13 protein-coding genes and 1 pseudogene are annotated in these 11,804 nt (G+C 46.5%); 8 read left to right on the top strand and 6 right to left on the bottom strand.

Annotation, left to right across the window (positions count from 1 at the left end):
* Nucleotides 1-68: 68 nt before the first annotated feature.
* A pseudogene (locus tag B9Z45_RS16195) lies at nt 69-677 on the top strand (integrase core domain-containing protein); the annotation flags it as partial.
* A 159-nt stretch (nt 678-836) separates the two neighbouring features.
* Here the strand turns inward: B9Z45_RS16195 and B9Z45_RS16190 are convergent.
* The 6 genes from B9Z45_RS16190 to B9Z45_RS16165 form a co-directional block, all read right to left on the bottom strand.
* Nucleotides 837-1,280 carry a GNAT family N-acetyltransferase gene (locus B9Z45_RS16190; protein WP_108408237.1) on the bottom strand — a complete coding sequence of 148 codons (444 nt, stop codon included), beginning with the start codon at nt 1,278-1,280 and terminating at the stop codon, nt 837-839.
* Nucleotides 1,281-1,455: 175 nt separating this feature from the next.
* A complete protein-coding gene (locus B9Z45_RS16185) occupies nt 1,456-1,959 on the bottom strand; it encodes a hypothetical protein (protein WP_146180948.1) in 504 nt (167 codons plus the stop codon).
* Nucleotides 1,956-2,237: a type III secretion system export apparatus subunit SctS gene (gene sctS, locus B9Z45_RS16180; RefSeq protein ID WP_108408235.1), complete on the bottom strand. Its 282-nt coding sequence runs from the start codon at nt 2,235-2,237 to the stop codon at nt 1,956-1,958. The genes B9Z45_RS16185 and sctS overlap by 4 nt, the downstream gene beginning before the upstream one ends.
* 6 nt (nt 2,238-2,243) lie before the next feature.
* On the bottom strand, nt 2,244-2,894 hold the full coding sequence (sctR, locus tag B9Z45_RS16175; protein ID WP_108408234.1) for a type III secretion system export apparatus subunit SctR: 651 nt from the start codon (nt 2,892-2,894) through the stop codon (nt 2,244-2,246).
* Nucleotides 2,891-3,922: a FliM/FliN family flagellar motor switch protein gene (locus B9Z45_RS16170; protein ID WP_108408233.1), complete on the bottom strand. Its 1,032-nt coding sequence runs from the start codon at nt 3,920-3,922 to the stop codon at nt 2,891-2,893. Before B9Z45_RS16170 ends, sctR begins: the two co-directional genes overlap by 4 nt.
* Nucleotides 3,923-4,083: 161 nt before the next feature.
* The gene (locus tag B9Z45_RS16165) at nt 4,084-4,656 is read right to left on the bottom strand and encodes a hypothetical protein (protein ID WP_108408232.1); all 573 of its coding nucleotides are present in this window, start codon (nt 4,654-4,656) and stop codon (nt 4,084-4,086) included.
* Nucleotides 4,657-4,962: 306 nt separating this feature from the next.
* On the opposite strand from B9Z45_RS16165, the gene B9Z45_RS16160 reads away from it, so the two are divergent.
* Genes B9Z45_RS16160 through sctV form a run of 7 tightly spaced genes read left to right on the top strand, consistent with a single transcriptional unit; the run spans nt 4,963 to nt 11,631 of the window.
* The gene (locus tag B9Z45_RS16160; RefSeq protein ID WP_146180947.1) at nt 4,963-5,568 is read left to right on the top strand and encodes a hypothetical protein; all 606 of its coding nucleotides are present in this window, start codon (nt 4,963-4,965) and stop codon (nt 5,566-5,568) included.
* Between the two features lie 24 nt (nt 5,569-5,592).
* Nucleotides 5,593-5,826 (top strand): hypothetical protein, encoded by a 234-nt coding sequence (locus B9Z45_RS16155; protein WP_108408230.1) that lies wholly within the window; start codon nt 5,593-5,595, stop codon nt 5,824-5,826.
* Complete coding sequence (locus B9Z45_RS16150; RefSeq protein WP_108408229.1) at nt 5,823-6,245, top strand: hypothetical protein; 423 nt, start codon at nt 5,823-5,825, stop codon at nt 6,243-6,245. The genes B9Z45_RS16155 and B9Z45_RS16150 overlap by 4 nt, the downstream gene beginning before the upstream one ends.
* Nucleotides 6,242-7,918 carry a secretin N-terminal domain-containing protein gene (locus B9Z45_RS16145; RefSeq protein ID WP_108408228.1) on the top strand — a complete coding sequence of 559 codons (1,677 nt, stop codon included), beginning with the start codon at nt 6,242-6,244 and terminating at the stop codon, nt 7,916-7,918. The genes B9Z45_RS16150 and B9Z45_RS16145 overlap by 4 nt, the downstream gene beginning before the upstream one ends.
* Nucleotides 7,915-9,138, top strand: coding sequence for a hypothetical protein (locus B9Z45_RS16140; protein ID WP_108408227.1), 1,224 nt, complete (start codon nt 7,915-7,917; stop codon nt 9,136-9,138). The genes B9Z45_RS16145 and B9Z45_RS16140 overlap by 4 nt, the downstream gene beginning before the upstream one ends.
* An 18-nt stretch (nt 9,139-9,156) precedes the next feature.
* On the top strand, nt 9,157-9,498 hold the full coding sequence (locus B9Z45_RS17470) for a hypothetical protein (RefSeq protein WP_233252242.1): 342 nt from the start codon (nt 9,157-9,159) through the stop codon (nt 9,496-9,498).
* A 12-nt stretch (nt 9,499-9,510) separates the two neighbouring features.
* Nucleotides 9,511-11,631 (top strand): type III secretion system export apparatus subunit SctV, encoded by a 2,121-nt coding sequence (gene sctV / locus B9Z45_RS16135; RefSeq protein WP_108408226.1) that lies wholly within the window; start codon nt 9,511-9,513, stop codon nt 11,629-11,631.
* Nucleotides 11,632-11,804: the final 173 nt, after the last annotated feature.

The raw sequence follows: 11,804 nt of genomic DNA, 5'->3' as shown, positions 1-11,804 counted from the left end.
GCCTGCGGCGTTGAACGCTTGTCACCACTTCAACCCGGGTGGGCGTTGCTGAAGACATAGTCATATCCATGGTCGTATTCCTGTTTCTTAGTTTAAGGAATACCGACGGGACTGTGATTCAGGGGGCAAACTCAGGCATGCCTGTGCCCAGCATTTGCCGAGAGTTTGGCATCAGCAGCGCGACGTTTTACAAATAACGCGCCAAGTACGGCGACATGGACACCTCCACGATGTCCAGGATGAAAGAGCTGGAGGATGAGAGCCGGCGGCTGCGCAAGATCTACATGGACGAGAAGCTCAAAGCCGAGATCGTTGCTGAGGCCTTGGCAAAAAAGTGCTGAGACCGTCTCGAAGGCGCGAGATGGCCTGTGAATCAATCTGCCACCGTGATCATCACGCAGGACTGTAGAGCCTTCTGTATCAGCCAAAGCATTCAGGCTTGGGCCAAGCAAAAGGGCATAGAGCTGCAATACATCCAGCCGGGTAAGCCCCAGCAGAACGCCCATATCGAAAGATTCAACAGAACGGTGCGCTACGAGCGGCTGAGTCAATACGAGTGGGAAAGTATTGAGCAAGTGCAGGAGCATGCAACGCAGTGGATGCACACCTACAATCACGAAAGCCCCAACATGGCCATTGGTGGCGTGCCTCCAAAGCAGTTCCTGGCCAGAGCTGCGTTCTACTTTTGGTTTCGATGGTTTTTGGGGGGATTACCTTGTACATTGGGCAACTTCGACTTGGCGGTTAAAGCGACCATGATGCCAACGCATCCTCAGCCACCACTGCCCGGGTTTATCTTTGTTGCACTTCGTACTTGAATCTGCCCACCTAAAAACTCAATCTAAGCGCTTGATGAATAGGGCTTTTTCGCGATCACCTCGAAGATAAAGCTCATGATCTACTGGAACTTCTTTGGTTCCTATAAAGCTGGCCCCTAATAGTTCACAAGTTCTAAAGGAAGCGATGTTATCTGTATTGCAGGTGAGGAGAACCCCCATTATCCCAAAAGCTTTGGCTTGTTTAAACAAGAGCAAACAGGCTTTGGCAGCGTAATGATGCCCTCGGTATGGTAAGTGCACCAAATAACCGACATGACCAATCAAATCGATGGTGGCCCCTGAGCCTAATCTAAGTTCACATCTTCCTACGCAATTATCTTTGATTTTGATGTCATAGTTATAATTGGTGCCCCATCCATTCTTCGATAAATCCACTTCTTTAGCTGTGAAATGTAGACGGATCTCACCGTCATCAAGTTGAATATTTTGCTCAAAAGACATGTTTATTTATTCCAAATCAAGATAAATTTAATAAAAAATAGGCATCGCCTGTCGTTGCGAGACTGATAATTGACCCTAAATTCTATTTACATCTTTATTTTCATAAGGCGGATTCAAGTACGAGGTGCAACCGTACAACTTCTGGTGGTCAGTTCAGATCCGGGGCAATTCACTTTCATGACATATCATCATGCAATATTTTTAATATTTCATCAAATTTTGAAAATCTGCGGCTGACATACAAATTATGCACTGCCGCTTGCTTCATAGCATCTTCAGACTGTTGTACAGCTTGATGGGAATCAATGAGTTGACTGTGATGTCTATCGATGTCACGATTCATTTTCTCTTCCATACCGTGCCAACATCTCAAAGTTGATATGCTTTGAGAATCGGATTTTAGCTGTTGACGACTGATATTTCTATCTGCCTGAATTTCATTCAGCCTACCCAAAATATGCGATTTTAACTGCTGAAACTCGATTTGCAAAGTATGAAAGCGCACTTTAGATCTTAAATACTCTGCTTCGGCAGCAAGTGCGCGAATATTTTGGATTCTCCTCATTTCCGTTAAATTTGCAACATCTTCATTTGGAGCAGAGTAACTTTCTTGAAACTCATAATGAGGACGATTCAACCATGATTTTTTTGTGCGGGCATGTTGAATATTCGCTTTCACAATGATGTTCGCCCGGCATGATTAATTTTTAATATAGAATGCATGGCTGCATCTGCAAGTTGCAAGACCTCAGATGACATCCATCGACCGGTAAGAGCAAGAACAATACCAACGGCAATTAATTTGACTGCAAAGGGAAGTGCTTGATCTTGTACTGATAGTGCAGTTTGCACGAGTGAAATTAAAATACCAAAAAGCACCGCCGTCAGAAGTGTTGGCAAAGACAGCCACACCACCAAAAGTAAGCCATTTTGAAAAATTGCAAAGCTTTCAGACATATGAAATCACCACATATAGGAAAGGGCCAATCCTTCAAACAATCGAAACCATCCATCAAGCACAACAAATAACAAAATTTTCAAAGGCATGGAAATAACCATTGGTGAAACCATTTGCATGCCCAACGCCAATAATATATTTGACACCAATAAATCAATTACAATCATGGGAACATACAAAACAAACCCTATCTCAAATGCGAGCTGTAACTCGGAAATAACAAATGCTGGAATTAGCACAACATAATCAGAATCTCGCAAGTTCGAGATCTGTTTATTGTGTTTCTTTGCAATAACCAAAAACCGATCCCTTTGCTCGGCAGATGTATTTTTTAGCATGAATGTACGCAGAGGCTCTGAAGCCTGTACAATGCGCTCTACTGTAATTTTTTCAGCAGGCAACTTCCCGTCTATAACACCAAGATTATTTCCAATGCTTTGAATCACAGGCGCCATCACAAACGCGGTAATACTGAGTGCTATGGCATAGACTGCAATTGCTGGTGGTACCTGTTGAACTCCAATGGCATTTTTTACAATCATCAATGCCACAGAAACTTTTAAAAAACATGTGGTGCAAATGAGCAGTAACGGCAACAAAGATAACGAGCCCAATAGCAATCCAAGCCCAATTGGATCAACTTGACTGATATTCATGATGTTTGGCGAATGCTTAATATTTCCACAGCCAGTCGTCCGTCCAATTCCACAAGACAACCTTGTGCAATCGATATTTCGTTACATACAAGATTCACTTTAAAATCATCCGTGGTTTCAATTGCGATGATCGCTCCAGGCTCTATGCGCATCAGATCTGATATTTTCACATTAGCCTGCGCAAGCTGTATCTTGATGTTGACTGGTATGTCATTGATATCCATCGAATCGCTTTCTGATCTTTGAATGGGTGAGGATACGTACTCTTGCTGCTCGATTTCAGGTGATATCGAATGACGCACTTCCAAAATAGTCCATTTACCAAACTCCTGACTTTCCTGGAGATCTATTTCCATCAATTTCGTTTTTAGCCGAAGAATTGATTGTTCTACATAATGCCCAGAGAGCAACAATAAGCTGCCACACTTCAAAACAGCAATGTCTTGCACTTTTAATTGAATTGTGCCCAGCTCGGCACACACTTCATCCGTCCTCCATGTTGCAATATCCACTATTGGTTGGTAATTGATTGCTAATTTTCGAAGATTTTTCTTATGAAAATGCCTCATAAGAACATGGGTTGACAGGTGCATGATCAGAGGATTTTTCTTTGCCTTCCGTTGATCTTCTTCATAGTCTGAGTACACCTCAACACTCATGAAATTCAACTCCTTGAGCGCCTCACATTCACTCTCGATGTAAATGAATCTTGAGTCTTCATCGTTTATTAATTTGTTCAATTGATGATCTGCAAGTGCAATTGAAACAGCTTGCGCAGCAATCACCGTGTCCAGTTCCAGCAGCTGCCTTAATTCAATCCATTCGCATAAGTCATTTGCATCAGCCTGTGCCAACAACTGATTTGCAGCATCTTTGATATTCCATATATTTTTTCCAGAATAACTCGTGCTTGTTGCTGATTTTATTTTGAGTCTAAAATATTGATGTCCATTGAGATACCATGCCCACTCACCAGCCAGTGTTGCCGCTTCGATTGGTATGGTTCGAAAACAATGTGTTAGCTGCATGTTTCAACTTAATTAGCGGTGGTTTGCATAACTGCATTCAAAGCGAGAGCCAATACGTATGCGTTCGTATGGCGGAAGTCGAACTGAATTGGTTGTCGATTTTCCGTTTTCAAAGCTGCCTGGCCTGCGTTATCGAGTCTTTAGCCGCCTTGCAGGCACCCTCATGTCTGCATGCCTTGAAGCTGGCGAGCACTCTCGCTTAAGGGTGCACCACCTGACAGACTAGCTTGCTCTTCTACGTTGTTGATGTCGTTGGCCATCGCCTGTGCCAGCGCTCGCAGCTCCGGGGGGGCAGCTGCGGCAGCGGCGTTGCGGCCGTGCGCATCAGCGCCGTACACAATTTGGCGCAAAGTACCTTCCGCTTGGTCGGCCAATCTTTGCTCAGACGGCGGTAGGCTATTCTGAATTTCGATGGCAGTTGCAGCAAACCCCTGGGCCGACGGCTGCCCCGCCAGTGCCGCTGCGGTTACTCCGTCACCCACCTTCGCGGGGTTTTCCTTTAGCTGCTCACGCAATTGCTCCAATGGAATACCCAACATAGCCGCACCAGCCGCCAGCGTATTGTCATATGGCGATGCCCGTTCAGTACTGCCCGCCTCTCGAACCCAACCGGCAGATTGGGCCAAGGGCCTCTGGGACACATTGGCAGCCGCAGCAGAAGTGCCTGCGTTAGAGGGTATGGGAATCAGCGTCATAAGTTCGTCTACTGTTGCATTAATTTCAGTAATTTTCATAAGTTCAAGCCTCATAAGCTATTGCGACACCTCATCTTGTCACACATGATGAGTGGATAACCTGAAGTGTCACGATGTAGTTGAACGGTCCAGCAAAATGTTCGCACCTTAAGGGTAAAAACTTATATGCATTCAGTATCGCTAAAGGGCAAACCCCAATAAACACAACAGAACATACGGGGCACACAGCACACTACTAACAGAATTCTGTGCTTATGCGCGTACCTTTTTAGTCGCGCATTATTTTTGAACAAAGCGTTTAGTATGCCGCTACCAGTTGTCAAACATTACACCTCCCCCATAGGCATGCCTCTTCGGTGGAATGGTCCGCTATTGGCAGCAGATGTGTGGCCTGCCGTAAGCGACGCCAACGGGGTATTGGCCGTCGCAAGACGGCAGGCAGAGGAGATCACGCGCTCAGCCGAAGCTCAAGCAGTTGAAATTTTGAACGCGGTGCAGACACAGGCTGGGCTTGAGGCCACACAAGCCTGTTTGGTGGCCCAGCGGGAGGTGTGGCAAGGCGTACTTCAGGTTTGGCTCAGCTTTGTGGAGGGCGTGCACTCCCAACGGGCTGAAGCACTGGACTTTGCGCTGCAGGCTGCCAAGGCAGTGGTGGGACGCCTGAAGCTGGATGCGTCCATTGAGCAGCAAATGGCGTCGAGCCTGTCGCTGGTGCTGGAGCACAACATGCACACCGCTGCTGGTGAACTGCGAGTGTGTGCTGAAGATGTCCCTGCGGTGCATGCTGTGCTCAGCCGCTGGGGCCGCTCGGACATGGTTGTGGTGCCCGATCCTGCCATGTCAAGTGGTACCTGCGTATTGCGATGTGACAAAACGTCTTTCGAAACTCAGTTTGGTAACAACGTACAAGTAATGCTGGACGCGCTGGAACAGATCGCGAGCAGTGTTTGAATTTATGTCAACAGGAGAAACCCCATGAGCCAAGGCGTCAAGCCCCCACTGGACAAGTTTATCGAGCAATATGGCCCGGCGTTAGCGCAGTTTGACCGCCAGTCGGCAAAGCTGACACCAGCAATATTAGCGTCGCCCGGAGGTACGCAGTATGTGGTTGCACGTAGCCAAGCCTTGCAACTGCACAACTGGGCTGCTGGCTTGGCCGCAGGAAAGCGCCACGGTTTTTTGAAAAAAATCATAGAAGAGGTGCGATGAGCATTACCGACCCAATGGCGATCAGCCCGTACCGCGCTTTGAGCGCTCACATGCGCACGGTACTAAAACAGCCCAACTCAGACCAAACTTCAATGATGCTGGAGATCACGCCAGACATATCGGTGGCGTGGTGTTGGGATTCGCTCACACTGGGTCATTTGATCGCAGATATCCCGTCGCCTCGCGCACTGGACGCCGCCACGCTGACTCACTTGGCTACCATTGCTTTGCCGTCCGCACTGCGATATCCCGCAATTGTGGTGGCCGATCAACGCAAGCACCGTTTGAAACTTGTGCACGCCAACCTAGGTGCCGACGTGGATGATGTGATGCTCGCACTGGAATCGCTGCTTAACCAGTGTGAAGTACTGGCCACCTTGTTAATAGATGGTCCCCTTAGAACACCGAGGTTGACATGAAATATTGGCTGTACTTGGGCTGCTTTTGCTTGCTCACCACACAAGCACAAGCAGCGGTACCAGAAAGCTGGAAAGAAACAACGTTCAGCAGTCAGGAGCAGCCACGCAATGTGAAACAGTTCTTAAACGTGTTTTCACAAGCGTTTGGCTTGCGTACACAGATCAGCTACCCAGATTTACCTGACAAAAGTATCTATGGTGGGCCGTATCTGTCGGGCAAGCCCATACAGGTCTTGGACCGCTTGGCTTCAATATACGCCTTTCAATGGTATGTATACAGTAACACCCTGTATATCAGTAACTACCAAGCAGAACGGATTGAGCACATCCCACTTCAGGGAGTCACGCCGACACAAGCCAAGCAGGCTTTGATCGGAGCGGGACTGTTTGAGTCCAAGTTTGGCTGGGCTGAGATTGATCGGGGTAACCGCTCCGCTGTGATGGTCACTGGTCCGGCATCCTACGTGGCATTGGCCAAAGGATTGTTAAATCGCATCAGCGTCGAAGATCCAAAACAAGAAGAGCGACGTGTGATGGTGTTTCCGTTGCGCTATGCCTCTGCTATAGATGTGGTGCTACCCACACGTGAAGGCAGCGCAGTGCGTCAGGGCGTAGCCAGCACACTCAAGAATCTTTTATCGCCTAGTCGGGGCATTGGTATCGACAGCTCAAGCGAATTGACCAAAGTAGGCGGACCGCGTACCCCAAGAAGCTTGGGTAGTCTCGCATCGGTGGGCGCAGCGTCGCCCTCGCCAGCCAACACCGTGCCATCTGTTTCCAACCCGTTTGGCGGCCTCAACCCTTTGAGCCCATTCAACGAAGCCCCCCTGGAAGAAGATCCTGAGATTGAAGCCTACGCTGCACTGAATGCGGTGATTATTCGTGATAAACCATCCAAAAAATCAATCTATGAACAGATCTTCAAAACGCTAGACGTTCCATCAAAGCGTGTAGAACTGGTGGTCACCATTGTGGATGTGAATGTCGGCACATTGGACGAATGGATACCTCAAATCATGGTGGGAGGCAACAAAAACAAGATCAGTGTTCAAACAACTGGTGGTGGTAACTTAACAGGCACCCGTAATGAGGTGCTGGTCTCGACCAGCGGTTTTACCATTGCCCTCAAAAACTCAGAATCCACCGGTCAGGCACGCGTTCAATCACGGCCCTCCATCATGACATTGGACAACTTAATTGCCACATTGGATCTAACACAAACCGCTTACTTTAAGCTCGTGGGAGAGCGCACAGTAGATGTCAAACCGGTTACTGTTGGCACACGGTTGAAAGTGACACCACGCGTCTTAGGTTACACGAGCGATGCTGACTTACACGTACAAATAGAGTTGGAAGATGGCTCATTGCAAGCCTTCAACGAAGGAGGTGAGATCACCCAATCGCGAAGCAATTTGATTGCCACACAAGCAATTATTTCTCCGGGGCAATCCCTGCTCATTGGTGGCTATCGACGTGATGTCAATGAAAAAGTCCGATCTCGCGTTCCCGTTTTGTCAGATATTCCGAAAATAGGCGTGCTTTTCACATCGGAAACCACACAAATTCAACGGGTTGAAAGGCTGTTTGTATTGAGTGCACGCGTGGTCCCCGATCTTGTGCCAGCAGTTCTTGAACAAGTCAGGCAGCTTGAACGAGAGGTGATGCTTCCATGAACACTCTCAGCATGAATGCAGCACAAATTGCCTCGGCCATCGCTTCAGAAACGGTGACGAGCGTGCGAACAGACTCAAGCAAAGCCTATATCGAGGCTGGTGTATCAGCAACTCCTTTTTTGAGCCTAACACAGCCTATGAATCAGCTGGCGGTGTCGGCAGAGGAGCTCACTTTTCAATTTTCAGAGGTAGCAGAGGCCAAAGAAACTGCGCTCGAAGAGCGGCTAGCGCGGCAAGAACAAGTCAAAGAAAAAATCGGCGCTCTGAAAGTGGAACAAATACAAACCATCATGAAATTGATGGAGGGCAAAGAAGGATATGACATTTTGCGTGGGCAGGCACGTTCGTTCGCAGCTTTATATCAAGAAAACCCTGAGGGGGCCCTCAAGCAAATTGACCTAGGCAGCATTTCTGCAGAAAAAAAATATGCACTTTTGAACATGGCGCTAAACACGCTTGCCGTGAACAACAATCACCCGGGTGCGCAAGTGAGTCTAGCTAGACACATTCAAGAGCAACACAACCCATTTCAGCGCAAAGACCAACTGCAAATAGCATCACTGGCGACCACCGCGAGCACACCCTCTCCAAAACAGGAAGATAAACTTTTTCAAGCCATCAGCATACAGCCGTCAATCAAAGGCATTTGGGAACTGCTTAACGAAAAATCCAGCGGCAATCTGCTTGAAGCCATTCAAAAAACACGCCTTGCTTGGAACGAACCGCACAGCTCTTTTCTGGAAAACGTTGGTGCTGTTGTCATTATCCACAAAATAATGAGCGTCATCCAATCCATGCATGCCAATGCAGAGCAAATCATGGTACGCATCGGAGTGCAAGATATCTGGAAAAATGATCGCCTTCAAAAGCACACAAAAATGCTGATAGATCTTGCGCAATCCAACATGCCCAGCACCTTGATAGACAAAGTTTTTGACAGTTTAAGAACCAGCAAACGCCAATGCCCACGATGCACGTTGAAGTACCGCATGGAATGCAAAAATTGCCATGGTGACGCTACAGTATGCAATTGCACCATGGATATCATTTGCCGCTGTCCAGATTTTCGCGAACACGTCCTGAGTCTACTTCATTGGCATGTACGACAATGGCCAACAGAGGTATGGACCAATAATGAAGCAAAAAATCTAGTATTGGATCAATTGTTAAAAAAACAAAATGCCCCCAATGGATTGCTGGCAAAACGAATGATGCGTTGATTTAATGTAAAGCACCCTATGCAACTTGAACAATTGATACAAATTCGCAGTGATGAGCGGGCGAAAAGTGCTTATGTCGAACACGGAAAATTTGCACTATCGTGGGCAACTCATGATCACTTCTCCATATGCCTACGCAAAGAGATGCAGCCCACGTTCGATACTGGAAGAGTATTGGCTCTGCTTTGGACACATCAGCTCCATTCCCTAGAAGAATGGAATCATATACAAATCGCAACCAACAGAAATGGATGTATTTGCTTCTTGTGTCGAATGCAAGAAAAAGTTGAATCCACTCAAGACCAACTCATTCGAACCATAAAAACAATCGAATATTCTCTTTCTATGGCAGATTTGTAACATTCAACCCATATGACAACTTCAACCAATGAGTCTCAGGTCCATTCAACCATTTCCTCGTTAACGCGTGAACTCTTTTTAAAAGGAAATCGATCGGAAATCATTGGTGCCGCCCTGATAATGGCGATTGTCATTGCCATGATATTGCCACTGCCAACCTGGTTACTGGATATATTAATTGCCATCAACATTTCCATTTCGTGTTTGTTGATTGTATTGGTGATGCAAATCAGAGAATCAATTCATCTCAGTACCTTTCCAGCCATTTTATTGATCACCACTTTGTTTCGAGTATCCATTAACGTTTCCACCACTCGACACATTCTTTTGGAGGGTGAGGCCGGACATATTATTGAGGCTTTTGGCGAGGTGGTGGTTGGCGGTAATATAGTTGTTGGTTTGGTGGTTTTTATCATTTTAACAATGATTCAATTTTTGGTTATCACCAAAGGCTCTGAACGTGTTGCTGAGGTTGGAGCACGCTTCGCCTTGGATGCCATGCCAGGAAAACAGTTGGCCATTGATATTGAGGCAAAATCAGGCAATATCAGCACCGCAGAAGCCCAAACACGGCGAAGCCGTTTGGCAACGGAAAGTCAATTTTTTGGCGCTATGGATGGCGCATTGAAATTTGTCAAAGGTGATGCAATCGCGGGTATATTGATTACCCTCACCAACTTGATTGGAGGCATGATCATTGGGATCACACAAAGAAACATGAGCGCCTCCGACGCTGGGCGTCTGTACTCCATTCTTTCTATCGGTGATGCACTGGTGGCACAAATTCCAGCTCTTTTGACATCCATCACCGCAGGCCTCTTGATCACACGTATTTCCGGTGCTGCGGAAAAGAGTTCAGCCCACATGGGTAGTGAAATTACGCAACAAGTCACTTTTTACCCAAAGGCATGGATGACTGCCAGTATTGCTATGGCTGCATTTGGATTTATACCGGGTATGCCATGGCCTGTTTTTTTTACATTGAGCGCTGGTTCATTAACATATGGATTTTTTCTTTTGAAGGCGCAATCCCAAAAAGGCCGTGAATCAAAGCAACCACAATACACCGATTTCGATGAAATCAGAGAATTTCAACCCGTGTTACCATTTTTACTCAGATTCGATTCAACAAAAGATAATGTTGACGCCAGAATCAATCTGGTTCGTATTGCTCGTCGAACTCGAAACAACTTGGTTGTGAAATACGGACTGGTATCTCCTGCAATTGAAACTCAATCAGATGTCAAATTATTAGATGCCGAAGCAGAGTTTTGTCACAACGAAGTTAGAGTTTTTAAAATGGATATCCCCTGCGGATACCGTGTGGCGAGCTGCAGCGCTGCCGATATCGAAGCGATGAGTGAACAAGTTATTCGTGTCGAACCTCACCCTTGGCACCAAGAAAAATCGCTTTTTTGGTTACCGTCAGAACTTGAAGCCACATTGAATGAACGTAAAATAAATCATATCAGTGACTGGGAACTCATTGAAAATAAAATTGAATCTGCGCTGTTCAGGTTAGCACCAAGACATTTTGGTGTTGAGCAGGCGTCAAAATTACTTAAATGGATTGCCTCCGGACATCCAGAGCTGGCCAAAGAACTGGAGCGAATTGTTCCGATTCAGCGATTTACAGACGTCATGCAGCGCTTGTTGCTTGAAAGGGTGAGTATTCGCAACGTGATTCGAATTGCTGAAATACTTATTGAATGGGGTCAAAAAGAACGAGATCCTGCAATTTTGGTAGAATGTATTCGCAACGGAATTTCACGTGAAATAGCCAACATAAACTCAGAAGACTTGACGCTGTTTGGCCTGTTGTTTGACCCTGCCATAGAAGAACACATTCGTTCCTCCATCCGACAAACAGCTTTCGGTGACTATGTCGCCCTAGAGTCCGCCTACCTAGACAAGTTGAAGGATTCTTTGTATGACATACTAAAAACGGTTAACGAGCAAAAATGTAAGGTTATTTTAACAGCGCCGGATATTCGTTCCCATGTACGCAGTTTGATTGATAATAAATTTGGAGATATCTCCGTCATGTCTATGCCAGAGGTTCCCCCTGACTTTAAAGTGCATGTTTTGGGAGTGGTAAGTGTCGAAACCCCATCTTCACCACAGACAACTTGAATGTGAAATTTTTGGCCAGTGCGTCCCTCGGGAGGAACTTTAAGTCGTCGCCCCTGAAGAATCCCTGCAACCCGCATGAATGCTAGCTTTCAGGGTAATTCTCACTAGCCAAATCTCTCAAGTAGATATTCAATATAGGCTGTTTCCTGGGAGTTTCTGGAGCCTGTATGTCG

The organism is Limnohabitans sp. 2KL-17 (assembly GCF_003063415.1).
Classification (GTDB): Bacteria; Pseudomonadota; Gammaproteobacteria; order Burkholderiales; family Burkholderiaceae_C; genus Limnohabitans_A.
The sequence above is the reverse complement of the archived record's forward strand: the minus strand, read 5'-3'. Positions and strand labels throughout refer to the sequence as shown.

What these genes read in the sequence shown, in the direction of transcription:
- B9Z45_RS16190 (WP_108408237.1), bottom strand. Translation starts at nt 1,280, where the DNA reads ATGTCTTTTGAGCAAAATATTCAACTTGATGACGGTGAGATCCGTCTA.
- sctS (WP_108408235.1), bottom strand. Translation starts at nt 2,237, where the DNA reads ATGTCTGAAAGCTTTGCAATTTTTCAAAATGGCTTACTTTTGGTGGTG.
- sctR (WP_108408234.1), bottom strand. Translation starts at nt 2,894, where the DNA reads ATGAATATCAGTCAAGTTGATCCAATTGGGCTTGGATTGCTATTGGGC.
- B9Z45_RS16170 (WP_108408233.1), bottom strand. Translation starts at nt 3,922, where the DNA reads ATGCAGCTAACACATTGTTTTCGAACCATACCAATCGAAGCGGCAACA.
- B9Z45_RS16165 (WP_108408232.1), bottom strand. Translation starts at nt 4,656, where the DNA reads ATGAAAATTACTGAAATTAATGCAACAGTAGACGAACTTATGACGCTG.
- B9Z45_RS16160 (WP_146180947.1), top strand. Translation starts at nt 4,963, where the DNA reads ATGCCTCTTCGGTGGAATGGTCCGCTATTGGCAGCAGATGTGTGGCCT.
- B9Z45_RS16155 (WP_108408230.1), top strand. Translation starts at nt 5,593, where the DNA reads ATGAGCCAAGGCGTCAAGCCCCCACTGGACAAGTTTATCGAGCAATAT.
- B9Z45_RS16150 (WP_108408229.1), top strand. Translation starts at nt 5,823, where the DNA reads ATGAGCATTACCGACCCAATGGCGATCAGCCCGTACCGCGCTTTGAGC.
- B9Z45_RS16145 (WP_108408228.1), top strand. Translation starts at nt 6,242, where the DNA reads ATGAAATATTGGCTGTACTTGGGCTGCTTTTGCTTGCTCACCACACAA.
- B9Z45_RS16140 (WP_108408227.1), top strand. Translation starts at nt 7,915, where the DNA reads ATGAACACTCTCAGCATGAATGCAGCACAAATTGCCTCGGCCATCGCT.
- B9Z45_RS17470 (WP_233252242.1), top strand. Translation starts at nt 9,157, where the DNA reads ATGCAACTTGAACAATTGATACAAATTCGCAGTGATGAGCGGGCGAAA.
- sctV (WP_108408226.1), top strand. Translation starts at nt 9,511, where the DNA reads ATGACAACTTCAACCAATGAGTCTCAGGTCCATTCAACCATTTCCTCG.